The sequence below is a fragment of the Hyunsoonleella sp. J2K-J805 genome (genome assembly GCF_057167125.1).
On sequence record NZ_CM169901.1, the window covers coordinates 3,517,542 to 3,543,057 of the forward strand.

A 25,516-nucleotide genomic window follows, 5' to 3' on the forward strand; every position below is an offset into this window, starting at 1 on the left:
TCTTTAAATGCTGTTCAACTCCATAGATTTTGCCGTTTTTCTGCCTATAGTGTTTCTGCTATATTGGTTTGTAGTCAATAGAAATTTAAAGCTGCAAAATATAGTATTGGTTTTGGCTAGCTATATATTTTACGGCTGGTGGGATTACCGATTTTTAGCGTTGATAGTTTTTAGCTCTTTGGTAGATTATGGTATTGGACTAAAGTTAAAAAAAGAAGAAAAGCTTACCACTAGAAAAACATTATTATGGACTAGCATTCTAGTAAATCTCGGCTTCTTGGGCTTTTTTAAATACTATAACTTTTTTGTAGACAACTTTGTAACAGCATTTTCATTCTTAGGTCAAAGCATTCAACCCAATACGCTTGATATTATTTTACCTGTTGGTATTAGTTTTTACACATTTCAAACGTTGAGTTATACCATTGATGTGTACAAACGAAAATTAGAGCCAACTAAAGATTTGTTGTCATTTTTAGCCTTTGTTAGCTTTTTTCCGCAACTAGTTGCAGGTCCTATAGAACGTGCTATAAACTTGTTGCCCCAGTTTTACAAAAAGAGGCAATTTCATTATGCTAAAGCTATAGATGGTTGTAAGCAGATACTTTGGGGTTTGTTCAAAAAGGTTGTAATTGCTGATAGCTGCGCGGAATATGTCAACCAAATTTTTAATAACTCCTCTGAATATTCTGGGAGTACATTATTTTTGGGAGCATTGTTTTTTACGTTTCAAATCTATGGCGATTTCTCTGGTTATTCTGATATAGCCATAGGTACCGCTAGATTATTTGGTTTTAATTTAAAACAGAATTTTGCCTTTCCATACTTTTCAAGAGACATTGCTGAGTTTTGGAGACGTTGGCATATATCTTTATCTACTTGGTTTAGGGATTACTTATACATCCCACTTGGCGGAAGTAGAGGTAGTAGTTGGAGCAAGGTTAGGAATACTTTCGTGATTTTTATTGTAAGCGGTTTTTGGCATGGTGCAAACTGGACATTTATAGCTTGGGGATGTTTAAACGCCCTTTACTTTTTGCCATTGATGCTTGGTAAGCGCAATAGAAAGCATATAAATATCGTAGCTCAGAATAGTGTTTTGCCAAACTTAAAGGAAAGCGTAAGTATACTACTTACTTTTTTACTTACAGTTTTAGCTTGGGTGTTTTTTAGAGCAGATAATATGGATCATGCCATAAGCTACCTTAGTGGAATATTTTCTGAGACTCTATTTACATTGCCAACAATAAGACCGAAGGATGTCATCATTCTTATTGTGGTTTTCATTATTATTGAATGGATAGGTAGAGCACAGCAATATGCCATTGAAGCAATGTTCCTGAAAAAAAATAGGGTGCTAAGATGGAGTTTTTATATGATTTTAATAGCCTTAGTTTTAATGTTCAGTAACGAAACATCACAAGAGTTTATTTATTTTCAATTTTAGATGAAGCTATTTTTAAAACGTATTCTTCTATTTGGTTTGTTGTTTTTCTTAGTTGAAAAAGCGAGTCTCTTTTTGTTGAATTGCGCTAAAAATAATCAGTACGATAAACGTTTAGAATATGTTTTAGAGGGGCAAATGAATAAGGATATTATCATTTTTGGCTCTTCTATCGGTGCAGGAAATATTTTGGCTGGAGATATTCAAAAAGCTCAGGATTTAGAAACATACAATTTGTCCTATCACGGGTCTGATATTATATTTCATGAGTTTTTATTAGAGACGCTATTGAAATTTAATAAGGCACCTGAAAAAATACTTCTGGTTGTTGATAACCCGTTTTACTTTAAAGAAGCCGCTTTATCTTTTAGGTATGATATTTTAAAACCATTATCAGAGTATAATTTTATTAACGACGCATTGATAGAAAAAGATAATCAACCATATTACAGCAAGTTTTTATATCTAGGAAGATTGAATAAGGATATGGTAAGCTTCAAAAAAGTATCTAATAATGATAGTAATCCACTAGACAGTTTTGGGTCACAACCTTTATTGGATCTTGAAAAACATCCTTCAACTATTGAAAAAACAAAAAATAGCTATCAAAAAGACATAGAAGATTCGCTTAAGGTTAAGGCCTTTAAAGATGTTCAGGCTATGTGTAAACAACATGAAATTGAACTCATTTGTGTATTTTCTCCAAGTTTCAGAACACATAACTCAGTTTTTATCGAACGATTTGAGCAACTTATTGATAAAAATGTTGCTAAAATGTTTGTTTATGATACATCGATTGAAGCATATCTTGATAAACTTAACTATTACGACAACGCTCATTTGAACATTACTGGTGCGAAGCTCTTTACTTCAGAATTGAATAACTATTTATCCTCGCTAGACTAGTTAAAAAATATTAGGAGCTATTTTTCTTAAAATATCAGATAACAAATTACTATCTGTAAAAATGAATTTTGCCTGATATAACAAAAGGAGTAATAAATTGATGTTTAATATTAATTCTGGCTTAATTTTAAGAGTATTCCATTTAAAATCTTCAAGCAGTTTATGAAAAAACAAGATGCCCAAAAATACAAATGAAGTGTACCAGCGTATTTCCAAACTAGTTAATACCACAAAGCATAATAAAAAAGTATAGCTCCAAAAAAACAAGAAAAACGATTTTGAAAACTTAAGATTGTCGTTCAAAGCCTTTCTACGTTTCAACATATAAAAACTAAAAGCGAGTATGACAAAAAGCCCCAGCCCAAAGAATCTAAAAAATATACTGTGAAGCGTAAACCATAATTCATTAAAAAACTCGCGAATGCTGAAACCCCAATTAAAAGTAACGCTTTCAATAAATGTTTTTGGCAAATGTTCGCTTCCATTATTGTCAATGTAGTCTTGCAGTTCCTCCCAACTTATTCGACTGTGTTCGGGTATTTTTTCTTCGTAGACATAGATTTGAGATACGTAATTTAATTGAGCCCATGTAAGTCCGTTCTCCGGGTCTTTATTAATGGATGAAAGTGTTTTATTTGAAATTAAGGATGGCGCATGCAAACAAAAGCCAATAATTAATGCTGTTATAGCAACTTTAAAACCTGTTTTAAAATCTTTCAAAAAGAAGAAAATATAACCTGGAATTATGATAAAAGCTGAAATTCTGGTGCCTATTATCAAACCAATGATAGCGCCTAAAAGTAATATATTCTTGTTGTTTTTCTTTTTACAGCCATCATAAAGTAGCACAATAGAATATATTACCAGCAAATGTAAAAAGTCGTCATTTATACCTTGCCAAAATATTCTGTAGGCTAAAAAGTTGATGGTGAAAATGAGGCTAGAGTAGAGTACTATGCTCTGTAACTTCAATTTGTTTTTTCCAAAATGATAGAGTAAAACAAGTGTTAATATGGTACATATTAATGAGACGAATCTAAACCCATGAAGCGGATTTTCAAATAACAACACAAAAGGATATGACAACAAATAGAATGATGGTGAGATATTGCCTGCCATCCATTCAGATAAAAATCCATTGGTTTCAATAGCTCTAAAAGCTTTTAGAAAACTACGTTCATCTCCATACGGAGTGTACAGTCTCATAAAAGTTTCACTTCTTAATATGAGATAAATCACAGTTGAAACACAACTTACAACAAGTAGTTTTTTCGAGTTAAAAAACGATAAAAGGCGTATGTTGGGCATTGCTATACATTTATTCAAAAGTAATTAAAAATAAAAGGGCTTTAAGAAGAAATGTTGTTTTCCGTTTTATATATGTAGGTTGAAAACTCAATATATCAATCTATGTTTTGTTACGGTATAAATCAGTATTTTTATCAAAATTAATTCAGATTAGAATACAAATGAAAGTAGCCTTAATTACAGGGATTAATGGACAGGATGGTTCGTATTTAGCAGAACTATTATTACAGAAAGGGTACATGGTACACGGTGTAATTAGAAGAAGTTCTACCTTTAATACCGAACGCATAGAACATCTTTATATAGATGTGTTGCTTAAGGATCTTCATGAAAAACAAAATATTAAATTGCATTATGGCGATATGACCGACGGGTCTAACTTAATTAGGCTAGTGCAGGAACTCCAGCCTGATGAAATTTATAATCTCGCAGCGCAATCTCACGTAAAAGTATCTTTTGATATGCCAGAATATACCGCAGAAACAGATGGTGTAGGAACATTAAAACTACTTGAGGCTATAAGAATTTGTGGATTAACAAAGAAGACAAGAATTTACCAAGCTTCCACGTCAGAGCTATTTGGCAAGGTTCAGGAGATACCTCAAACCGAGACTACACCGTTTTATCCTAGATCTCCTTACGGTGTAGCAAAATTATATGCGTTTTGGATAACAAAAAACTATAGGGAGTCTTACGGTATGTATGCCGTCAATGGCATTTTGTTTAATCATGAATCCGAAAGAAGAGGAGAGACTTTTGTAACTAGAAAAATTACTTTAGCTGCTGCAAGAATAGCACATGGCATTCAAGATAAATTGTATTTGGGAAATTTAGATGCAAAACGGGATTGGGGCTATGCAAAGGACTATGTAGAATGTATGTGGCTCATGCTGCAACAAGATGTACCTGAAGACTATGTAATAGGTACAGGAGAGCAACATACTGTCAAGGAGTTTTGTGAATTGGCTTTTAAAGAAGCTGATATAGTGTTGAAATGGGAAGGAACAGGGAAAGACGAGAAAGGAATCTGTACTAATACTGGTAAGGTTTTAGTAGAAATTGATCCTAATTATTATAGGTTGTCAGAGGTTGATACATTATTAGGAGATCCTTCAAAAGCTAAAAATAATTTAGGATGGAACCCAAGGAAAACCCCCTTTAAGGAGTTGGTAAAAATTATGATGGCTCACGATTTAACGTTTGTGGTTAATCAAAAATAGTATGAATAAAAATGCCAAAATATTTGTAGCTGGACACAATGGCTTAGTAGGAAGTGCTATTTTAAAAACTTTAAAATCTCAAGGTTATAACAATCTCGTAACTCGAAATAGAGAGAAGTTAGATTTGATGGAATATGACGAGGTTGAAATTTTTTTTAGGAGTGAACAACCTGAATACGTGTTTCTTGCAGCTGCAAAAGTTGGCGGTATTTTAGATAATAATACAAGGCGAGGTACTTTTATTTATGAGAATTTAATGATTCAGAATCATGTTATTCATTTAAGTTATAAATACCATGTAAAGAAGCTATTGTTTTTGGGGAGTACCTGTATCTATCCTAAGAACTGCCCGCAGCCTATAAAGGAAGAGTATCTCTTAACGGGACCGCTGGAGTATACAAATGAGCCTTATGCCATTGCTAAGATAGCAGGGATAAAGATGTGTGAGAGCTATAATATCCAGTACAACACAAATTTTTTATCGGTAATGCCTACTAATTTGTACGGACCGAATGATAATTTTGATCTGGAGAAATCTCATGTATTGCCAGCATTACTAAGAAAAATATATTTAGCAAAACTGTATCAAGAAAGTACGTTTGATAACATTCTTCAGGATTTAAAAATTCAAGATATCTCTGAAGCCAAAAGCATAATGGAATCTCAAGGAATATCAAAGAATAGTGTTGAAATATGGGGTAGTGGAACACCAATGCGTGAGTTTTTATGGTCTGAAGATATGGCTGAAGCCTGTGTTTTTGTAATGAATTCCGTAGATTTTAATGATTGTTTTGCAGATAAGAATGATATACGAAACGCACATTTGAATATTGGAACGGGAACAGATATTGCTATTAAGGAACTGGCAGAACTTATCAAATCCGTTGTAGGGTACAAAGGCGAGTTTTTATTCAATACATCCAAACCTGACGGTACAATGAAAAAATTGACCAATTGCGATAAAATACACCAACTGGGTTGGAAACATAAAATTGAGCTTCGTGATGGTTTGAAAAAATTATATCATTGGTACTTAGAAAATACTTCAAATTAACCTTTTATCCATAAAAACATTACTTTCATCCTAAAAAAGTGTATTTTAGCGATAATTACAGAAGATTCAATGATTTGCCTCTATGAAAAAAATCGGTTTTATCCCTTTAAGAAAAAATTCTAAAGGAATTCATGGAAAAAACAAGCGTAAAATGGTGGGAAGACCACTTTTTACATGGGTTTTGGGAGAAGCTATTTTATCCAGCCTAGATACTGTTTATGTATACACCGATGACGATTCTATTATCAGTTTTATTGAAAAGGAATATCATTACACCGATAAAATAAAGGCTTTAAAACGCTCTGATATTTCAGCAACCGATACGGCTTCAACAGAAAGTGCCATGTTGGAATTTGCAGAGAAAACAGATTTTGATTTTGATGTATTCTGCCTTTTACAAGCTACGTCTCCCTTTACAAAAGTAAAAGATATTGAGAATTGTTTAAATGAAATAGACAATGGTAAAGATTCAGTATTAACCGTAGTAAAAACACATAGATTTGTTTGGAATGAAGATGGTACACCAGTAAACTACAACTACGAGAAACGTCCTAGGAGACAAGATTTTGAAGGTTTATTGATAGAAAATGGTGCTGTGTATTGCTGTAAGAAACAGGTGCTTCAAAAACATAAAAACCGACTGGGAGGCGATATAGCAGTGGTAAAAATGCCAGAGGAGAGTCTTCATGAAATTGATTCTGAACAGGACTGGACAGTAGTTGAAAACCTCCTAATTGAAAGGCAAAAACGAGCAAAACATTCTGAAAAAATCACACACTTTGTGTTGGACGTAGATGGTGTATTTACTGATGGCACAATTTCTTATACCAAAGAAGGTGAGCACACTAAGAGGTTTGATATGCGCGATGGTATGGGACTTGAAATTTTAAGACAGTTTGGTGTTGAGGTTATGGTGATGACAAGTGAGCAGTCTGAATTAGTAGCAAAACGTATGCAGAAACTTCAAATTCCTCAAGTGTTTTTAGGTGTAAAGGATAAATTTACCTTACTGCAATCATTGGCTACAAGTCAAAAATTCTCTCTAAACAATGTGGCTTACATCGGTGACGATGTAAATGATATGACCAATATTTGTAGTGTTGGTTGGTCTTTTGCTCCAAATAATGCAATGGATGAAATAAAGCGAGTGGTAGATATAGTCCTGTCCAAAAACTCAGGATCAGGTGCCATACGAGAGGCGTGTCAATTCATTAAAAACTACAATAAACGTTTTTAGTTACAAACTCTATGAATACCTACAAACCCCCTTATGTTATAGCAGAGATTGGTTGTAATCACAAAGGAGATATGGAAATAGCCAAGGAGCTGATAAAAGTGGCTAAAATATTTTGTGATGCAGATGCTGTAAAATTTCAAAAGCGGAATAATAAAGAATTATTAACTGAAGCGCAGTATCATCGACCGCACCCTAACCCCGCAAACTCTTATGGAAAAACGTATGGTGCACATAGAGAGTTTTTAGAATTCAATTTAGAGCAACACAAGGATTTAAAAGCATTTTGTGAAGATATTGGTATTGATTATTCTACATCTGTTTGGGATGTAACATCTGCAAAAGAAATAGCATCTTTAAATCCTAAATTCATAAAAATACCTTCAGCGTGTAACAACAATGCTAAAATGTTGAAATGGTTGTGTAAAAACTATAAAGGAGAGATACATGTTTCAACAGGTATGACGACCAAATCCGAAATTGATGATTTAGTGTCGTTTTTCAAAAACCATAAAAGAAATCAGGATTTGGTATTGTACAATTGCACATCAGGATATCCTGTACCGTTTGAAGATGTTTGCTTATTAGATATTAATGTATTGGCAGAAAAATATGGTAACGATGTAAAGCATATTGGCTTTTCAGGGCATCATTTAGGCATTGCAGTGGATGTTGCTGCATATACTTTAGGAGCCAATATTGTAGAGCGTCATTATACTTTGGATAGAACATGGAAAGGTACAGATCATGCGGCTTCTTTAGAGCCTATGGGGCTTAGAAAGTTATCACGGGATTTAAGGGCAGTTCATAAAGCTTTGAGTTTTAAGCGTCAAGATATTTTACCAATAGAACAAATTCAACGCGATAAGTTAAAAAACCAAAAAGGCTAATTTGAAAGGTTTATGAAAAAAAAGGTCTTTGTTTTTTTTCCTGATGGTGTTGGATTAAGAAATTTTGCCTTTACCAATTTTAGGGATATTGGTGAAAGGATGGGTTTTGATATTACCTATTGGAATAATACAGTATTCTCGCTAAAAGACAATTTAGGGTTCAACGAAGTAAAGATTGAAAATCATCAATTACATCCTTTAACCCCTATTTATTCAAGGGCTAGAAAAAGATGTGAACTAAACGTGTCAAAAAGCAAGTTCAAGGATGATGTGTATCCTACTTACAAATTTCCTTTTAATTACAAGGGTGTCAAAAATAGTTTTAAAACGCTATATACTAAACTTTTAATAGGGCTCTACAGTTCAGAAAAAGGTATAGAAAACATAAGAAAAAAAATAAATCATCTTGAACGTAAAAACCCAAAGTATGCTTATTGCAAGGCACAACTAGAAGAGCATAAACCAGATTTAGTTTTTTGTACAACCCAACGCGCTACACAATCTATTAGTGCCTTATTGGCTGCGAAGGATTTAGGAATTCCAACAGTGGCTTTTGTATATTCTTGGGATAATGTGCCAAAGGCGATGCAAGTTGTTGAGACCGATTATTATTGCGTGTGGAGCGAACACATGAAGCGAGAAGTGTTGCAGTATTATCCATTTGTAAAGGACGAACAAATTTTTGTGACTGGTACGCCCCAATTTGAGCCACATTACGATAAAAGTTTAAAATTGAGCAGAACAGAATTCTTTGAAGCCTATAATTTAGACATCAATAAAAAATATATTTGTTATTCAGGTGATGATGAAACCACCTCGCCTTTGGATCAGTATTATCTTGAAGATTTAGCAAATACCGTTAGAAGTTTAAATTCAAAAGGGTATAACTTGGGCATAATTTATAGAAAGTGTCCTGTTGATTTTACTTCAAGGTACAATGCTGTAATTGAAGCAAATAAAGATATTATTGAAGTTGTAGACCCCATTTGGAAACAGGTAGGAGAACATTGGAACGAAATATTGCCGGCGAAAGAGGATTATAAGATGCTGTATAATGTTTGTGAGCATAGTGAATTTGTAACCAATGTGTGTTCATCAACGGTTTTTGATTTTGTGGCGCATGATAAACCTTGTATTTACTATAATTACGAGCAACCACAGTTGAAAAAAGGCATTCGTGATATTGGTCAAAATTATAAATACGTGCATTTTAGAAGTATGCCTAGCGATAAAGCTGCAGTATTTTGTACTGATAAAAAAGATCTTGAAGGTTTAGTTAAAAACATTCTTGATGGCGAACTCTCAAATGTAGCAGAAGGGAAAAAGTGGTACGAGGTTATTGTAGGTAAAACACCAACCAAAGCTTCTGAAACCATTTGGAAATCAATAGATACCATATTAAAATAAATGTTGGATAACTATTATAAAAATATAAAAGACAAGTTTTTAGTTAAAGACAATACGCTTTTCAGGTTTGGCAGTATAGACGATGGTGGTTATTACTTAAATCCTAAGACGATTAAGTCTTCGGATATTCTGTTTAGTGGTGGTATTTCATATAATGTTGAATTTGAATATGACATATTTCGGTTTAACAAAGAGATTGACATTGTTATGGTAGACCCTACTATTTCTGGTATAAAGTTGATATCTAAAGGCTTAGCTCGACTGTTTTTTAAAAAGCCAGATAAAACAAGATATTTGTTTAACACGCTCATTTTTAGCTATCTTATTAAGCAGAAACGTTGCAATCATTTAAAACTATGGTTAAAGAAGCCAGAGCGGATATTCAAACTAATAGAACCTAAAATTAATAGAGACAGCAAAGTTTTATTAAAACTAGATATTGAAGGAGGGGAATACGACTTTTTAGATGAAATAATAGAAAACTTAAATAGGTTTTCAGCATTGGTTTTTGAGTTTCATGATATGCATTTGCATCACGAAAAAGTATATAACTTCATTGAAAGATGCAGTACATTATTTAATTTAGTCTTTATTGAAGAAAATCCTTCTGGAGGATATGCTAGTAATGGCGAGCCAAAATGTATTGAAATTACTTTAGAAAGACAATAAATGAATCATAATCAGCCAGAAATATCATTTGTAAGCCCTGTATATAGAGCCGAAACTATAATTGAAGAACTTGTTGAAGAGATTCAAAAAGTTATGGTAAAGTTGGGTAAATCTTATGAGATTATTCTTGTTGATGATAGAAGTCCTGATAATAGCTGGAGCGTTATGACATCTTTGTCAACAAAACATACCGAAGTTAAAAGTATTAGGTTAAGTAAAAACTTTGGGCAACATCCAGCAATTATGGCAGGATTGTCTCTAGCTCAAGGCAATTGGGTTGTGGTTATGGATTGCGATTTACAAGATCAGCCAAAAGAAGTAGAGAAACTTTATAATAAAGCACAGGAAGGATTTGATGTTGTTTTAGCAAGTCGCTATAGAAGAAAAGATAAATTTATTAAGAAGTTTTTCTCTAAAATGTTCTCAAAATTATATGTGTATTTAACAGATTCAGATTTTGATAGTACTATTGCAAATTTTGGTATTTATTACTCCCAAGTAATAAAAGATGTTTTAAGAATGGATGATTATATCAAGTCATTTCCACTTTTTGTGAATTGGGTGGGCTATAAATCAACCTCAGTAGAAGTGGAGCACGCTCAAAGAGTTTCTGGTAAGTCTACATATACTTATTCTAAGTTGTTAAGATTAGCTTTCAATACTATAATTTCTTTTTCAAACAAACCCCTGAAGATTTTTGTTAAGTTTGGGATATTAGTATCAGTTATCTCTGTTATAGTTGGTTTGTACACTATTTACAAATATTTTACAGGGCAAATAAAAGTATTGGGTTACAGTTCCCTAATGGTATCTATATGGTTTCTTTCAGGAGTTTTAATAACAGTTATTGGTGTGGTAGGTGTATACATAGGAAAAATATTTGATCAAACCAAGAATAGGCCACCATATATCATAGAAAAAATTATTGATAATGAAATATAATAATGTTTTTGCAGATGAAGTATCTATTGGAAAGAATACTATTATAGAAGATTCAGCAATAATTAGAGGATTAGATGGGAATGCGAAAAGTATAAGTATTGGAGATAACTGTTACATTGGAAAAAATGTTCAAATAATTTGTGATGATTTCTCTATAGGAGATTACTCAAAGTTGCATCATCATACCAATGTTCATGGGTATTTGCCTTGTAAAATTGGGCATAATGCTTGGGTGGGGCAGTACACAATAATAGATTCTATTGGAGGGACAACAATAGGCAATAATTGTGGTATTGGAGCGCACTCTCAAATTTGGAGCCATGTTAAATTTGGAGATACTTTGGAAGGTTGTAGATTTTTATCTGAAAAAGAGATGATAATAGGAAATGATGTATGGTTTGTAGGGCATTGTATAGTATCTCCAATTATGGCACAAGATAAATCTATGGCATTAGTAGGTTCTGTCGTAACCAAGGATATGGACTATAATGAAATTTATGCAGGTTCGCCAGCTAAATCTATTAGTGAAAAAGTAGGTTATCAATTTGTTGAGGTCTCTGTTGAGAAAAAGTATGTTAGAATGATGGACTATTTAAAAAGTTGGGGCAAAAATGCTAAATCTATAAAAATTATTCAAGATGCTTCAGAAGTAGATGTAGAGAATAACAAAGTTTCATTCTTTAATGTTAGCGACCGAACATATACAAAAAGAGGTTCCATTGAAGAAATTGATTTTATGAAATTTCTACTTCCAGATAAGGCGAAATTTGTTCCCATCAATCTATAATTAATGATACCATTCAATAAACCATATTTTACTGGAAAAGAAACCACGTATATAGAGGATGCTGTTGAACGCGGTATGATTTCAGGAAATGGATATTATACAAAAAGATGTCAAACCTTTTTTGAGAACAATTTTGGGTTTAAAAAAGCATTGCTTACAACGTCTTGTACTGATGCTTTAGAGATGTGTGCTATGTTGGCTAATATAAAACCAGGAGACGAAGTAATTGTTCCTAGTTACACGTTTGTTTCCACAGCCCTAGCTTTTGTACGTCAAGGCGCAAATATAGTTTTTGTTGACTCTAAAGGCGATAATCCAAATATTGATGAAACCAAAATAGAAGGTTTAATTACAAGTAAAACAAAAGCTATAGTTGTGGTGCACTATGCAGGTATACCCTGTAATATGGATGTTATTATGTCTATTGCAAATACCCATAACTTATTAGTAATTGAAGACGCTGCACAGGCTATTACGTCTAAATATAAAGGTAAATACCTAGGAGCAATAGGTCATATGGCTGCGTTTTCGTTTCACGAAACAAAAAATATAATTTCTGGTGAAGGTGGTTTATTGGCAATTAATGACGACAGATTTGTAAGTCGCGCTGAAATTATTTGGGAAAAAGGCACTAATAGAGCAGAGTTTTTTAGAGGAGAAGTTAATAAATATGGTTGGGTAGATACCGGATCATCTTTTTTACCTTCTGAAATTATAGCAGCTTTTCTTTGGGCTCAAATTGAGAATATTGATAATATTCAGAAAAGGAGATTAGAACTTTGGCATTTTTATAATGATTCTTTAGGAGCCTGGGCTAAGAAACATGATATCCAATTAATGCCAGAACCAAAAAAGGAAACTAATAATGCTCATATGTTTTATTTGGTTTGTAAAACCATAGAACAGCGCGATGCAATTATTCAATATTTAAAAACAAAAGATATCCTATCGGTTTTTCATTATTTAAGTTTGCACAGTAGTGAGTTTTATAAGGATAAGCACGATGGTAGAACATTACCAAATAGTGATAAATTTTCAGAAAGATTATTACGTCTACCTATGTTTTATGAGCTTGATATAGCCAAAGTGGTAGATTATTTAATTTCATATTAAATACAACTTTTAGTGAAAATAGCCTTTTTAACACCAGAATATCCACATCCAAAAGTATCCTCGAGTGCAGGAATTGGTACAAGTGTAAAAAACTTAGTGGAGGCTTTGGTAGAGAAGGGGATTAAAGTAGCCATTTTCGTATATCATCAAAATACATCAGCTGTTTTTGAGGAGAATGGTGTTATTTTTCATATCGTACCCAAAAAAAAATTTAAAATTGGTACATGGTATTTTTATCGAAAATTTCTTCAAAATTATATTAACGTAACTGTTTCAAAAGAAAATATTGATATCCTTGAGGCGCCAGATTGGACAGGTATAACCGCTTTTATGAAATTTAAAATACCACTGGTTATCAGATTTCATGGTACCGATGCTTATTTCTGTAAGCTGGAAAACAGAAAACAAAAATTCAAGAATTTTGTATTTGAAAAGGTAGCATTAAAAAAAGCGGTGGCTTTTATATCCCCAACTAATTTCACAAAGCAACAAACAGCTACATTATTTTCTTTAAATGAAAGCAAAATATCAGTAATTCCCAATGGTGTAGATCTTGATTATTTCAATAATGGAAACCCACATAACTTCGAAGAAAAAACACTATTATATATTGGTACACTTATTAGAAAGAAAGGTGTTTTAGAATTAGCGAAAATCTTTAATGCTGTAATCGAAGAGGAACCCGATGCTAGACTGGTGCTAATTGGAAGTGATAGTTTTGATATAAAAACAGGTTCTAATTCTACTTATAAATTGATGCTAGAGGTGCTTTCAGATGCAGCTAAAGCTAATACCAGATATTTAGGCAAAATACCATATTCCCAAATCAATAATCATATTAAAAATGCTCATGTTTGTGCGTTTCCTAGTTTTGCTGAAACTTTTGGTATGGTAACAGTAGAAAGTATGGCATTACAAAAACCTGTGGTAAACACAAATATTGGTTGGGCAAATGAAATAATTGACGATGGCATCAATGGTTACCTAATTCATCCAACTGAAACAAAAGCCTATGCTGAACAGATCGTACATCTTTTTAGGGATAAATCCTTATGTTTAGACATTGGAAAGTCTGCAAAACAAAAAGTAGAATCCTCTTTTGATATAAAGAACATTGCAATCGAAAATATAAATTTTTATAAGGCAGTAATTTCAGAAAGCAAAGCATAAATGACTTTAAAAAGGCTAAAACAATTTTTGAGTAAAAAGAAGAAACAGATTATGCTGTTTTTATATTATTCAAAGCATTTTAGTTTAAAGCCTATTAAAACTAAGCAAATCGTTGTTTGCTTTGATGGATTGTTTCCTCATGGCGGGTTGGTAGATAGATTAAAAGGAATTGTCTCGTTTTATTTGATAGCAAAAGTTTTGGGATATGATTTCAAGATTTTGTTTGATACGCCATTCGAATTGGATGTTTTTTTGCAACCCAATGCTATAGATTGGAAGTTTAAAAGAAGCAATGTAAAATGGCATCCTACCAAAACTAGATGTCTATATTTTATCAATAATTTTAATGCAAACCCATTGGCCGTCATAAAAAAATCAAATGCGAGTCAGTTTTATGTTTATGCAAATATCGATTACTCCAAAAGTATTTTTCCTGAATTAAATCAAGGCGATTTAGAAAAAAAATGGCGAGAAGGTTTCAACCAATTATTTAAGAGAAGTGATTTCCTGGAGGAAAAACTCAATACAATTTCAACAGAACCATTTATAGCATTTCATTCTCGGTTTACAAGTTTAATGGGTGATTTTAAAGATACTACAAGCAAAGAGCTTTCAGCAGAAGAAAAAAACACACTATGCGATGTGCTATTGCAGATTATCAATAGAGTAAAGACGGAAGAGCAACAAAAGGCTTATTTGTTTTCTGATAGTATTAACTTTATCAAGTACATAAAACAGCAATTAGAAATTAATACAATTGAAGGTAACCCGTTTCATATGGATAATTTCGAAAAGCGTTCAGATATTGAGGGTCATTTAAAAACAATGATAGATTTTTTTATGATGTCAAAAAGTGAAAAAGTGTATTTTTTGAAGGTAAAGCCAATGTATAATAGTAGTTTTTCTAAATATGCTGCCATAATTGGAAATGTAAACTTTGAGTGTTTAGAGGTATGATGATAATTGTACATCAAGATAAAGTAACTACGGAAATATTAGATGCTAAGCTGCATGCTATTGACGTTTCTTGTAAAGAACGACCAGCTACTGAATCTCTGAAAATGCTTTCCGAAAAATTTCCTGATCAGTTAATTGTTTGGTGCCATAAAAGCTACTTACAAAATTTAAATATATCTGAATTCTCTACTATTTTCCATCATAATCGAGTTTTGGCTTCATACAATCCTTCTGAGATAACTACTTTGCCAAAACAGATAGGATATATTGAACGTTCGTTCTTTCTAAAAATCAATAAAACTGTAAGCTATCCCACATGGTTAATGCATAGTTCTGTAGGCGGAGTGCATACAAGTGTTATACATAATTTAAAAGACAACTTAAATTTTAATCTGGATTTTGACTATTTTTTAAACTCGTTGGCTAAAAGAACTATGGCGGAGGGTTTGTTTTGCTATTCTGAACCCAAGCTTATAGTGAAAGGTGCGCTTTCACAATATAAAGGCGAAAAAGCCTCGTCTTTTCAACTGTTCAAATTTGTAAAACAACATTACAAATGGGTTTGGGTGTTTTTTTTATTTGCTTGTTTTTTGATTTATGAGAAAAAGTTGAAATTATTACCTCTTATAAAGTCATTGATTTACAAACAATTAAACACCAATTTTTCTTTAGAAAATATAGCCGTTAATTCTACCAAAACTGTCGTTAAGAGCAGGGAAGTAGATGTGGTAATCCCTACCATCGGTAGAAAACAATATTTGTACAATGTTTTGAAGGATTTGTCAAATCAGACTTTAAAGCCTAAAACTGTAATTATTGTAGAACAAAACCCTTTGGAGGGTGCGGTTTCTGAACTAGACTACATAAAAAATGAAGATTGGCCATTTAAAATAAAGCACATCTTTACACACAAAACAGGTGTCTGTAATGCACGTAATGTTGGGATGGCACTCGTAGAAAGTGAGTGGACGTTTCTAGGGGACGATGATAACAGATTTAAACCTTCATTACTAAAAGATATTTTTGAAAATATAGAAAAATATGGAGTAACTGTAGGAACTACGGTTTATTTGCAACAAAATGAGCAACAAACGTATTTAAAAACGGCTCAAACTAGTATTTTTGGCGCAGGGAATAGTATTGTTAAATCTAGTATTTTAGACAAAGTTAAATTCAATTTAAAATATGAATTTAATTACGGAGAGGATAATGATTTTGGAATGCAATTGAGACATCTTGGACACGATGTAGTTTATTTTGCTGATGTAAAAATAACCCACTTAAAGGCTCCAATAGGTGGTTATCGTACTAAAGTAAAGCAACTTTGGGAAGCCGAAAAAGTACAGCCAAAACCATCACCTACAATTCAATATTTATACCAACGTTATTTTACTGAAAAACAAATACTCGGTTATAAATTATTATTAGGTTTACGTCTTTATAAAAGCGGCAGAATAAGGAATCCTTTCAAGTTTATAAAACAGTATAATAAACAATGGCAGCAGAGTATGCATTGGTGCCATAAAATCCAGTCTTAGATTGATGTTAAAGCTTTTTACAGATGCATCCTTTTTAACCGAACAATACAGATCCAAGTTGTTTCCGTTATTATTTGAATTGGTTTTCAAGGAAAATGAAAGTTTAATGCAATGCTATAAAATTGTCGATGATATAAAATCTGCTCATATTGTAGTGCTACCTATTGATTATAGCGCTTTTTACAGTACATCCATAAAGGCATTTACAGAACTATACACAATTGCAAGAGCGCATCATAAAACTATTTGGACTTTTACTGCAGGAGACTATGGTTTTACTACGCATATTCCAAATATGTATACATTCAGGTCTGGGGGTTTTGATAGCAAGCTAAATAATAAAACATTTATTCTGCCAGCTTTTATTAACGATCCCTACAATTCATTTTTAACACAAGGTTTTTCTCCACTTAAAAAACAAACTAAACCAAGTATTGGATTTGTAGGGCATGCCAAATCAGGAATACTAAAGTATTTGAAAGAGTATGTAAATTTCTTGAAATTTAAATTTGAGAGAACTTTCAAAAATAAACTTGCTGATAAACAACCGTTTTATCCATCAAGTGTTAAACGTGCTAAATATTTAAGAGAGATAGTACAAAATAAGAACTTAAATACTCAATTTATTCTTAGAAATAAGTACCGTGCAGGCTTAAATTCTAAATTAACACAAACTGAAACCTCTAAAGTGTTTTATGAGAATATTTATGAAAATGCCTATACGTTTTGTTTGCGTGGTGTAGGGAATTTTTCAGTGAGGTTTTATGAAACTTTAGCTGTTGGTCGCATCCCTGTTGTTATAAATACTGATTGTAGATTTCCATTAGATCACAAAGTCGACTGGTCCAATCATTGTTTGATAATAGATGAAAATAGTAAAAAACCTGTATCACAACATATCTTAGAATTCCATAATAGTTTAACAGACAGTCAATTTGAAGCTATGCAAGTTTCTAATAGAAATCTGTGGTTGAATACTTTAAATAAAGAAGCGTTTTTTTTAGAGATTTACGAGCTTTTTAAATCCAAGTTAAAATAATGAGTCTACCGTTTTCACTAATAATATGTACTTATATGAGACCAGGAGCGTTGGTTGCACTCTTAGATTCGGTAAAAAAACAAACACTCTATCCAAACGAAATTTTGATTATTGATGGATCAAAAAATGACGAAACCAAAGTGCTTCATTTGGAGAGTAAATATAAGCTCTTAAAATATTTTAAGGTAGATGATGCAGTAAGAGGTTTAACAAAACAGCGAAATTTTGGCATAGAAAAAAGAAGTAAAACTTCTGAAATTATTTGTTTTTTAGATGATGACGTCATCTTAGAGTCCAATTATTTTAAGAATTTAATAGGGGCATATAATGCTTATCCTGAAGCACTTGCCGTTGGTGGATACATTGCCAATGAAGTATTATGGAAGCCAACAGATAAGAAAAACAACAAAGCAAAATTCTATTATGATGGATGGATGCGCGACGAACCCTTAAGGTTTAGAATAAGGAGGAAATTAGGTTTACAGCCGGGTGTCCCACCAGGTTATCTACCTACATTTGCACATGGGCGTTCGGTTAGTTTTTTGCCACCTTCAGGTAAAATTTATCAGGTGGAGCAGATCATGGGAGGTGTTTCTAGCTATAGAGTAAAAGTGTTTAAAAAACTAAAATTCTCAGCTTATTTTGAAGGTTATGGCCTTTATGAGGATACAGATTTTTCTTTACGTATTTCTAAATTGGGAAAGCTATATATTAATACAAAGGCAAAATTAGCCCATTATCACGATAATTCAGGTCGTCCAAGACACTTTAAGTATGGCAAAATGGTTGTGAGGAATGGGTGGTACGTGTGGCGCGTTAAGTATTCTAATCCAAGTTTTAAAACAAGTTTAAAATGGGTTTCGACGTCTCTTTTGCTTACCTTTATTAGAGGCTTAAATATAATTAATACCAAGCAAAAAAGACAGGCGCTTTTTGAAACATTAGGAAGGCTTTATGGTATTTTTACACTAGTTTTCACAAAACCAAAACCACATGTCGATGAATAATGTAAAGGGTTTTTTTTATAAGTTTTTGCCAAAATCTTTTATAGAAATTGCAAAACTAAAATATTACAACTTTCAAAATAGGAAGTATGTGTTTTCAAAAGAGTTAGACAATTATCATACAGCTGAAGTAGGGAAGTGGGACGCGATTACAAAAAAGCCATTATACTTTTTAGTTCATGACATTGATAAATATGAAAAATATTATAAAATTGAAAAAGACAATGTCGTTTTTGATGCTGGAGCAAATGAGGGGGCGCTGTCCATCATTTATTCACAAAAAGTTGGAGCTAAAGGGAAGGTGTTTTCATTTGAACCAGACTCGGTCAATATAGGGCTGTTAAAGAAAAATTTAGATTTAAACACCAAGGTTGAAAATATAGACGTTGTAAAAAAAGGACTTTGGAATAAGAGCGAAACGTTACAATTTTTTGAGGCTGGAAATGTAGGTTCCTCTATCTTTTATGAAGATGAAAAATCAAAACAAGTTACGATTCAGGGTATTTCAATTGATGATTTTGTAGAACTTCAAAACCTAAATAAATTAGATTTTATAAAAATGGATATTGAAGGGGCAGAAATAAAAGCATTGGAAGGCGCTGTAAAAACCATAGAAAAGTTAAAACCCAATTTTGCCATAGCTAGTTATCACATGGTTGACAAAAAGTTAACATATATTGCTGTAGAACGTTTTTTCAAACATCTGAATTATCCATTTAAAACAGAGTTTTTTGATGATGGAGAAATAATAGTGTATGCAGGAAATAGTGTAAAATAATAAATCCAGATAATGCGCTTTTTAATCATTACTCATGTCATTCACAAACCTAAAAATAAGGGATGGTATGCGTATGCGCCTTATGTGAGAGAAATGAATTTATGGCTAAAGTATGTTGATGAGGTTGAAGTTGTTGCACCTATAACGAATGAGTCGCCTTCTGCAATTGACATGGCTTATAAACACGATGATATTACATTCACTAAAATACCGTCGATAGCATTTATAACCTTAGGAAGAAGTCTTCTGTCATTACTTTCTATGCCTTTAATAGTTTTGAAATTATATAAATGCTGCAAAAGAGCAGATCATATCCATCTACGATGTCCTGGTAATATTGGCTTATTGGGATGTTTGGTACAAATTTGCTTTCCTAAAAAGGTTAAAACCGCTAAGTATGCGGGAAATTGGGACCCAAAAGCTTCCCAACCCTTAAGTTACAGATTTCAAAAGCGAATATTGTCAAGCACAGGTTTTACAAAGAATATGACGGCTATAGTGTATGGTAAATGGCAAAACCAATCAAATAATATAAAACCCTTTTTTACGGCTACATACAGCAAAATCGATAAAATTCAGCCTAAAATTAGAGATTATTCAGGTGAACTTAAATTTGTATTTGTTGGCAGCATGGTGGAAGGAAAGAGGCCTTTACTGGCAGTACAAATAGTGGAACAATTGTTAAAAAAAAACTATAAAGCTACTTTAGATTTGTATGGAGAAGGTGTTTTGAAACAGGAATTGATAGAATATTGTAATGCAAATCATCTAAATAAAAGTGTAGTATTTCATGGCAATCAAAAAAATGAAGTCATCAAACGGGTATGGCAAACGGCTCATTTTAGTATTTTACCATCAAAATCTGAGGGCTGGCCAAAGGCCATTGCAGAGGCAATGTTTTTCGGGGTTATACCAATCGCTACTCCCATTTCATGTTTGCCTTTTATGTTAAACCATGGTAAGAGAGGTATTTTAATTTCTAGTAAATTGAATGAAGCTGTAAGCGTCATAGAAAATCATTTAAGGCAACAAGATGTATTGTTAAAAATGTCTAAATCTGCTGCGGTATGGTCGCAAAAGTATACTTTGGAGGCTTTTGAAGAGGAGATAAAAAAACTAATTGTAACCTAATGAGAATACTGCAACTTATTGATAATATGGAAGCTGGTGGAGCGGAGCGTATTGCAGTAAATTTTGCCAATGCATTAGTTGGTGCTGTTGATGCATCGTTTTTGTGCACTACACGAAAAGAAGGTCCCTTAAAGGAAAACTTAAATACGGAGGTAGGATATCTTTTTTTAAATAGAACATCTACTTTAGATGTAAAAGCCATCAAAAAACTTAATAAATTTATAAAAGCAAACAGAATAACACACGTTCATGCCCATGCTACTTCTTTTTTTATTGCTACTGTAGCGAAAATTTCACATCCTAAATTGAAGGTTGTTTGGCATGACCACTATGGACAAAGTGAGTTTTTGGATTCAAGGCCAAAAACCGTTTTAAAGCTTTGTTCAAAATATTTTGATCATATTTTTTGCGTGAATTCTAAATTAAAAGCGTGGTCAGAGCATAATTTGAAAACCAAATCTATAGCCTATTTACCAAATTTTGCAGAACTAGATGATTCTGAAACCCTAGTAACCGAATTGAAAGGTGTTTCAGAGAAACGAATTGTATGTTTGGCAAACCTCAGGCCGCAAAAGGATCATTTAACGCTTTTGAAAGCATTTAAGGAAATAAATAAGGATTTTAAGGATTGGACTTTACATTTGATAGGTAAAGATTTTGAAGATGAATATTCTGAAACTATAAAGGCTCATATTGAAAACGAAGAACTTAAAAGCAAAGTGTTTTTTTATGGTTCATGTCCCGATGTGTCAGCTATCCTAAAACAGTGTGAAATTGGTGTTTTATCTTCACAATCAGAAGGTTTACCAATTGCTTTATTAGAATATGGACTTGTTGGACTACCAGTAGTTGCTACAGATGTTGGTGATTGTAGCTTGGTAATATCAAACAATAGGGAAGGGCAGTTGGTAGAGCCACAAAATAGTTTTGAATTAAAAAATGCGATTGAATTATATATTAATAACCCTGAAAAAGCTAAATTGGCAGGAGAACATTTGAAATTAAGGGTATTAAAGGATTTTTCAAATCAAACTATTATTAAAAAAGTAATAGATACCTATCAATCTATTTAAGAATTGATGACCAAATCAGAATATATTAATAAGCGAATAGAGCTTCTATTTAAATCGGTTTACGTTAAAATAGCTCTTGCGTTAATGGTCATTTCATATTTCTATAATCTGCCTGCTTTAAAGTATAGTGCCATAGGCGAAAACGAGCTTAGACTTTATGATATAACGGGTTTGATAATATTGTTTATTGTATTTAATAATCTCAAGCTATTTAGGGTTTATATTAAATCTAAGTCTTATTTTAAATACATGCATACCTTCATTTTATGGGCTGGATTTAGTTTAATATTCAACTTAATATTTAGTCTATATAAGGCAAGACCTTTGTGGTTTGTTCAAACCTGCCTGTATTACTACCACCTTATAGTTTTTTTTTATACAGCTATACTTATGGCGATGTATTTACGAAAACGCTCTAATTATAAAATTGCAGCGAGCTTAGTGCTTATATTGGCGATTGCCGAAGGGTTTTTGGTTTTTGCACAACATGCTGGTCTTGTACCATTTTTATGGAATGACGTGTATAAGATGTCCTATGGAGGTTTTTTATCTGGCGCATTGGGTCCTAATAAAATAAACCTTGGGATGAACATGCTTTTCTCATTTATATTCTCCGTCGGGCTACTATTACAGCCACAATTAAAGGTGAATAAAATTTTAATTATAGGTACATTGCTTGTGGCACTTGCAACTATTGGAGTTTCGGGTTCTAGAACGACATACTTGGCGCTTCTGGTGTTTATATGTTACTTGTTTGTGTCTAGAACAAAAAAGTTCTTCGGTTTATCCGTAGTTATTTCTATTGGTGTAATAGTTGCATTTTTCTTAAACTTAGAACTCATAGAAACGATTACGACTACCATAGAAAATAGGGTCGTGAATAAAATTAGTGATCCAAGAATTTTAACAGGAGAAAGTCTTGATGTAGTAGATTTATATGAGGATTTAGGATCTGGAAGAAAACAGTTGTCAATTAGATATTTATATTATCTTTTAGAGAATCCATTAATTATACCTCTAGGAATTGGATTAAATAATAGGTTGCTTATACAGTTTTCTGCGCATAATATTTATTTAAGTTTAATAAACGAGGTAGGTTTGGTTGGGTTATTCTTTTATCTTAAGTGGATAAGTAATTATTTGTTCCTTAAATTTGGAAGGGCAAAGTCATTAAAATCAGTTTTAAATGGCTTAATAGTTGCCATGTTGGTAACCTTGTTTTTTGGCGAACATTTATATATTTACCGTTCATTATTTACTATTTTAGGATACTTTTTGTTAATCACCGTGATGTTGATAGCACCACGTTATTATTTTTTTAATGCTAGAAAAAAGTAAAATAGCCGTAGTTATACCATACTACAACGCCGCACAACATATACAGTATGTGGTTAAAAAGTTGCCAGAGTTTATAAGCACTGTTTATTTAATAGATGATTGCGGTACAGAGGCTATACCTGATATTTTGAATAAAAATAATAAAGTGGTTATTATTAGAAATGAAACCAATTTAGGTGTGGGAGGTGCTACAAAAGAAGGTTTTAAAAAGGCTATTGCCGATAAGATGGATATAGTTGTAAAAGTTGATGCAGATGACCAAATGGATACCAGCTACATCAAGGATTTAGTGCAGCCATTAATTGACGAAAAATCTGAGTATGCCAAAGGAAATAGGTTCAGGGATTTTAAGGCATTACGTAGAATGCCATTTACTAGAAAAATTGGAAATCTTGTATTGTCATTTTTAGTGAAAGCAGCCACCGGATATTGGAATAATTTTGACCCAACCAATGGTTTCTTTGCTGTTGAAGTTAAAACCCTCAAGAATTTAAACTTCAGGAATATTTCAAATCGTTATTACTTCGAAACGTCTTTAATTGCAGAATTATATTTTCAAGAGTCTAGAATAAGTGATATTCCCATGCCTGCTATTTATGTAGACGAAACCTCTAATATGAGCGTTTGGAAAATGCCTTTTGTGTTTTTACCAAGGCTTTTTAAAACATTCGTGAAACGTATCGTGAAAACTTATTTTGTTTATGATTTTAACATGTCATCAGTGTATTTGCTTCTAGGAATACCGTTATTTTTATTCGGATTCATTTACGGTATTTATACATGGTGGTTTTATAGTTCAAAAGATATCTTCGCACCAACAGGAACCATAATGCTAGTAACGCTTACTATAATTTTAGGATTTCAATTATTGCTTCAGGCCATACATTATGATATCATAAAAGCTCCTAAATCTGCAAAATGAAAACGCTAAATAAGCTAAAAATAGCTCTGGTAATTGGTTTAAATTTAACCATATCAATTGCTTATTATTTAGATAATTTGGATGCTAATTACAGCGAGTTGTCTTCTGATATTCAAAATATTATTCCAGTAGCTCAAAAGTTTGATAATCCAGAGCTTTTTAAAAATGACTTGTATGTAAACGATATTAATAATGTGAAATACTACACGCCATTTTATGTACAAACACTTAGGTTTATTGCAAAATTCACAAACAATAACTATGTACAAGCTATAAACGTTTTAGGTTTTATTTGTCATTTGTTTTTTGGCATATTTTGGTTTTTTTTATTGTATAAATTTGTAAACAATTATTGGGCGGCTCTCCTGGTATCTGTGATTATTAGAGGAGTTGTGTGGCTTCCGGGACTAGAAATTTGGGGTATTTCAGATTTATGGACTATCATGCCCAGAACTGTCTACATCACATTACTGCCTATACCTTTTTTATTAATTTCAAAAAAGTTTCAGAACTTAGTTTTGGCAAGTTTTGCCATTGGATTAATCTTCAATTTTCATCCTATTACAGGTCTCGGAGGCGTTTTAGCTTTTATATTGTTTATTGGGCTTTTATTAAAATATTATTCAGATTATAGAGCCGTATTCTCATTTTCAAAATTATTGCTTTTAATTACAGCCCTATGTTTAGGAGTTTTGCCATTTGTTCTCACCTATTTTGGAAAAATATCAGCTGAAATAACCTACGATTTAAATGCTTTTAATCAAGCCTTTATTATTAGAATCCCAGAGTATTTCAGGAATCCTATTTTGTTCTTAAAGCAATGGCTCAGTTTTAAAAGCTTATTTTTTATTGTACCATTAATATACTTTTTGATTATTGCAATCAAGACGAAATCAGATATTAGAAAGCCTAAAATATTGTTGATATTGACCTTTTTTCTTATAGTAATCCCCAGTTTAAGTATTCCTGTTGAGCGAGCTATCAATGGCACTTTTGATATGAATTTAAGAATGTCTTTTCAATTAATACGCATGCAAAAAGTTGCTATTATTCCTGGGTTTTTTGCTCTGGCGTATGCGTTAGACTATCTATTTTCTAAAGCAGCACCTCAAAAAGTGTTACCCGTAGTTTTTGCATTATATATGTGCTTATTAGTATTTAGTCAAAGTGATGCATTTACATCAATACCGTTTTTTGGTGATGACATTTCAAAATCAATTTTACCTCATAATCTAAGTGCATTTACTACAGAGAGCGATAAGGAATTAGCCATAGATAGAATGGCAAAATTTATAGCTGAAAACACTAATGTTGAGGACGTTATCTGTGGTAGCTACATATTAAGAGGTGCCACCAAAAGATCTATAATTTTTGATGGAAAAGGAACTTCAATGCTTATAGAAGGTAACCCACAGCGTTTTATGGATTGGCAAGAACGTCTGCAAAAAATCAATAATTTTAAAACCATGGATGAGGTCATAAATTATCTAAAATTATTTGGGACAGATTATTATGTAACACCCAATAAGATTGAACAATGTGAACTTATCCATACGGAAAGAACATTAAAACTTTATAAGCTCTAGTTTCAA

23 protein-coding genes are annotated in these 25,516 nt (G+C 32.4%); 22 read left to right on the top strand and 1 reads right to left on the bottom strand.

Going from position 1 to position 25,516, the window contains the following annotated elements; translation table 11 throughout:
* Positions 1 to 7 precede the first annotated feature (7 nt).
* The gene (locus AC1B0Z_RS15480) at positions 8 to 1,447 is read left to right on the top strand and encodes an MBOAT family O-acyltransferase (RefSeq protein ID WP_483793060.1); all 1,440 of its coding nucleotides are present in this window, start codon (positions 8 to 10) and stop codon (positions 1,445 to 1,447) included.
* Positions 1,448 to 2,350: a hypothetical protein gene (locus AC1B0Z_RS15485; protein WP_483793061.1), complete on the top strand. Its 903-nt coding sequence runs from the start codon at positions 1,448 to 1,450 to the stop codon at positions 2,348 to 2,350.
* Here AC1B0Z_RS15485 and AC1B0Z_RS15490 read toward each other — a convergent pair whose 3' ends face one another.
* Positions 2,351 to 3,556 (bottom strand): ArnT family glycosyltransferase, encoded by a 1,206-nt coding sequence (locus AC1B0Z_RS15490; protein WP_483793063.1) that lies wholly within the window; start codon positions 3,554 to 3,556, stop codon positions 2,351 to 2,353.
* A 263-nt stretch (positions 3,557 to 3,819) separates the two neighbouring features.
* On the opposite strand from AC1B0Z_RS15490, the gene gmd reads away from it, so the two are divergent.
* From gmd to AC1B0Z_RS15590, 20 genes are all read left to right on the top strand, one after another.
* Positions 3,820 to 4,878 (top strand): GDP-mannose 4,6-dehydratase, encoded by a 1,059-nt coding sequence (gene gmd, locus AC1B0Z_RS15495; protein ID WP_483793065.1) that lies wholly within the window; start codon positions 3,820 to 3,822, stop codon positions 4,876 to 4,878.
* Between the two features lies 1 nt (position 4,879).
* Complete coding sequence (locus AC1B0Z_RS15500; protein WP_483793067.1) at positions 4,880 to 5,932, top strand: GDP-L-fucose synthase family protein; 1,053 nt, start codon at positions 4,880 to 4,882, stop codon at positions 5,930 to 5,932.
* Between the two features lie 82 nt (positions 5,933 to 6,014).
* Positions 6,015 to 7,169 (top strand): cytidylyltransferase domain-containing protein, encoded by a 1,155-nt coding sequence (locus AC1B0Z_RS15505; protein WP_483793068.1) that lies wholly within the window; start codon positions 6,015 to 6,017, stop codon positions 7,167 to 7,169.
* Between the two features lie 11 nt (positions 7,170 to 7,180).
* Positions 7,181 to 8,056, top strand: a complete 876-nt coding sequence (locus AC1B0Z_RS15510; RefSeq protein ID WP_483793069.1) for an N-acetylneuraminate synthase family protein — start codon at positions 7,181 to 7,183, stop codon at positions 8,054 to 8,056.
* Positions 8,057 to 8,068: 12 nt separating this feature from the next.
* Positions 8,069 to 9,463, top strand: coding sequence for a CDP-glycerol glycerophosphotransferase family protein (locus AC1B0Z_RS15515; protein WP_483793070.1), 1,395 nt, complete (start codon positions 8,069 to 8,071; stop codon positions 9,461 to 9,463).
* Positions 9,464 to 10,132 (top strand): hypothetical protein, encoded by a 669-nt coding sequence (locus AC1B0Z_RS15520; RefSeq protein WP_483793072.1) that lies wholly within the window; start codon positions 9,464 to 9,466, stop codon positions 10,130 to 10,132.
* Positions 10,133 to 11,074: a glycosyltransferase family 2 protein gene (locus tag AC1B0Z_RS15525; protein ID WP_483793074.1), complete on the top strand. Its 942-nt coding sequence runs from the start codon at positions 10,133 to 10,135 to the stop codon at positions 11,072 to 11,074.
* Complete coding sequence (locus AC1B0Z_RS15530) at positions 11,064 to 11,861, top strand: acyltransferase (RefSeq protein ID WP_483793076.1); 798 nt, start codon at positions 11,064 to 11,066, stop codon at positions 11,859 to 11,861. Before AC1B0Z_RS15525 ends, AC1B0Z_RS15530 begins: the two co-directional genes overlap by 11 nt.
* A gap of 3 nt (positions 11,862 to 11,864) precedes the next feature.
* Positions 11,865 to 12,974, top strand: a complete 1,110-nt coding sequence (gene rffA, locus AC1B0Z_RS15535) for a dTDP-4-amino-4,6-dideoxygalactose transaminase (RefSeq protein ID WP_483793078.1) — start codon at positions 11,865 to 11,867, stop codon at positions 12,972 to 12,974.
* Positions 12,975 to 12,986: 12 nt separating this feature from the next.
* Positions 12,987 to 14,144 (top strand): glycosyltransferase family 4 protein, encoded by a 1,158-nt coding sequence (locus tag AC1B0Z_RS15540; protein WP_483793080.1) that lies wholly within the window; start codon positions 12,987 to 12,989, stop codon positions 14,142 to 14,144.
* Positions 14,145 to 14,171: 27 nt separating this feature from the next.
* Positions 14,172 to 15,101, top strand: coding sequence for a hypothetical protein (locus tag AC1B0Z_RS15545; RefSeq protein WP_483793081.1), 930 nt, complete (start codon positions 14,172 to 14,174; stop codon positions 15,099 to 15,101).
* Positions 15,098 to 16,639 carry a glycosyltransferase family 2 protein gene (locus AC1B0Z_RS15550; RefSeq protein WP_483793083.1) on the top strand — a complete coding sequence of 514 codons (1,542 nt, stop codon included), beginning with the start codon at positions 15,098 to 15,100 and terminating at the stop codon, positions 16,637 to 16,639. Before AC1B0Z_RS15545 ends, AC1B0Z_RS15550 begins: the two co-directional genes overlap by 4 nt.
* 4 nt (positions 16,640 to 16,643) lie before the next feature.
* Positions 16,644 to 17,678, top strand: a complete 1,035-nt coding sequence (locus tag AC1B0Z_RS15555; RefSeq protein ID WP_483793085.1) for a hypothetical protein — start codon at positions 16,644 to 16,646, stop codon at positions 17,676 to 17,678.
* Complete coding sequence (locus AC1B0Z_RS15560; protein ID WP_483793086.1) at positions 17,678 to 18,685, top strand: glycosyltransferase family 2 protein; 1,008 nt, start codon at positions 17,678 to 17,680, stop codon at positions 18,683 to 18,685. Before AC1B0Z_RS15555 ends, AC1B0Z_RS15560 begins: the two co-directional genes overlap by 1 nt.
* Positions 18,678 to 19,460: an FkbM family methyltransferase gene (locus AC1B0Z_RS15565; protein WP_483793088.1), complete on the top strand. Its 783-nt coding sequence runs from the start codon at positions 18,678 to 18,680 to the stop codon at positions 19,458 to 19,460. The genes AC1B0Z_RS15560 and AC1B0Z_RS15565 overlap by 8 nt, the downstream gene beginning before the upstream one ends.
* Before the next feature lie 12 nt (positions 19,461 to 19,472).
* Positions 19,473 to 20,591, top strand: a complete 1,119-nt coding sequence (locus AC1B0Z_RS15570) for a glycosyltransferase family 4 protein (protein ID WP_483793090.1) — start codon at positions 19,473 to 19,475, stop codon at positions 20,589 to 20,591.
* The gene (locus tag AC1B0Z_RS15575) at positions 20,591 to 21,664 is read left to right on the top strand and encodes a glycosyltransferase family 4 protein (RefSeq protein WP_483793092.1); all 1,074 of its coding nucleotides are present in this window, start codon (positions 20,591 to 20,593) and stop codon (positions 21,662 to 21,664) included. The genes AC1B0Z_RS15570 and AC1B0Z_RS15575 overlap by 1 nt, the downstream gene beginning before the upstream one ends.
* Before the next feature lie 390 nt (positions 21,665 to 22,054).
* Entirely contained in the window at positions 22,055 to 23,002 is a 948-nt protein-coding gene (locus AC1B0Z_RS15580; RefSeq protein WP_483793094.1) for an O-antigen ligase family protein, read from the top strand.
* On the top strand, positions 22,986 to 23,924 hold the full coding sequence (locus tag AC1B0Z_RS15585) for a glycosyltransferase family 2 protein (RefSeq protein ID WP_483793097.1): 939 nt from the start codon (positions 22,986 to 22,988) through the stop codon (positions 23,922 to 23,924). Before AC1B0Z_RS15580 ends, AC1B0Z_RS15585 begins: the two co-directional genes overlap by 17 nt.
* Positions 23,921 to 25,510 (top strand): hypothetical protein, encoded by a 1,590-nt coding sequence (locus AC1B0Z_RS15590; protein WP_483793098.1) that lies wholly within the window; start codon positions 23,921 to 23,923, stop codon positions 25,508 to 25,510. Before AC1B0Z_RS15585 ends, AC1B0Z_RS15590 begins: the two co-directional genes overlap by 4 nt.
* Positions 25,511 to 25,516 lie beyond the last annotated feature (6 nt).

Coding starts and splice junctions, on each gene's coding strand:
- AC1B0Z_RS15480 (WP_483793060.1), top strand. CDS start 8: ATGCTGTTCAACTCCATAGATTTTGCCGTTTTTCTGCCTATAGTGTTT.
- AC1B0Z_RS15485 (WP_483793061.1), top strand. CDS start 1,448: ATGAAGCTATTTTTAAAACGTATTCTTCTATTTGGTTTGTTGTTTTTC.
- AC1B0Z_RS15490 (WP_483793063.1), bottom strand. CDS start 3,556: ATGAGACTGTACACTCCGTATGGAGATGAACGTAGTTTTCTAAAAGCT.
- gmd (WP_483793065.1), top strand. CDS start 3,820: ATGAAAGTAGCCTTAATTACAGGGATTAATGGACAGGATGGTTCGTAT.
- AC1B0Z_RS15500 (WP_483793067.1), top strand. CDS start 4,880: ATGAATAAAAATGCCAAAATATTTGTAGCTGGACACAATGGCTTAGTA.
- AC1B0Z_RS15505 (WP_483793068.1), top strand. CDS start 6,015: ATGAAAAAAATCGGTTTTATCCCTTTAAGAAAAAATTCTAAAGGAATT.
- AC1B0Z_RS15510 (WP_483793069.1), top strand. CDS start 7,181: ATGAATACCTACAAACCCCCTTATGTTATAGCAGAGATTGGTTGTAAT.
- AC1B0Z_RS15515 (WP_483793070.1), top strand. CDS start 8,069: ATGAAAAAAAAGGTCTTTGTTTTTTTTCCTGATGGTGTTGGATTAAGA.
- AC1B0Z_RS15520 (WP_483793072.1), top strand. CDS start 9,464: ATGTTGGATAACTATTATAAAAATATAAAAGACAAGTTTTTAGTTAAA.
- AC1B0Z_RS15525 (WP_483793074.1), top strand. CDS start 10,133: ATGAATCATAATCAGCCAGAAATATCATTTGTAAGCCCTGTATATAGA.
- AC1B0Z_RS15530 (WP_483793076.1), top strand. CDS start 11,064: ATGAAATATAATAATGTTTTTGCAGATGAAGTATCTATTGGAAAGAAT.
- rffA (WP_483793078.1), top strand. CDS start 11,865: ATGATACCATTCAATAAACCATATTTTACTGGAAAAGAAACCACGTAT.
- AC1B0Z_RS15550 (WP_483793083.1), top strand. CDS start 15,098: ATGATGATAATTGTACATCAAGATAAAGTAACTACGGAAATATTAGAT.
- AC1B0Z_RS15555 (WP_483793085.1), top strand. CDS start 16,644: ATGTTAAAGCTTTTTACAGATGCATCCTTTTTAACCGAACAATACAGA.
- AC1B0Z_RS15560 (WP_483793086.1), top strand. CDS start 17,678: ATGAGTCTACCGTTTTCACTAATAATATGTACTTATATGAGACCAGGA.
- AC1B0Z_RS15565 (WP_483793088.1), top strand. CDS start 18,678: ATGAATAATGTAAAGGGTTTTTTTTATAAGTTTTTGCCAAAATCTTTT.
- AC1B0Z_RS15570 (WP_483793090.1), top strand. CDS start 19,473: ATGCGCTTTTTAATCATTACTCATGTCATTCACAAACCTAAAAATAAG.
- AC1B0Z_RS15575 (WP_483793092.1), top strand. CDS start 20,591: ATGAGAATACTGCAACTTATTGATAATATGGAAGCTGGTGGAGCGGAG.
- AC1B0Z_RS15580 (WP_483793094.1), top strand. CDS start 22,055: ATGGCGATGTATTTACGAAAACGCTCTAATTATAAAATTGCAGCGAGC.
- AC1B0Z_RS15585 (WP_483793097.1), top strand. CDS start 22,986: ATGCTAGAAAAAAGTAAAATAGCCGTAGTTATACCATACTACAACGCC.
- AC1B0Z_RS15590 (WP_483793098.1), top strand. CDS start 23,921: ATGAAAACGCTAAATAAGCTAAAAATAGCTCTGGTAATTGGTTTAAAT.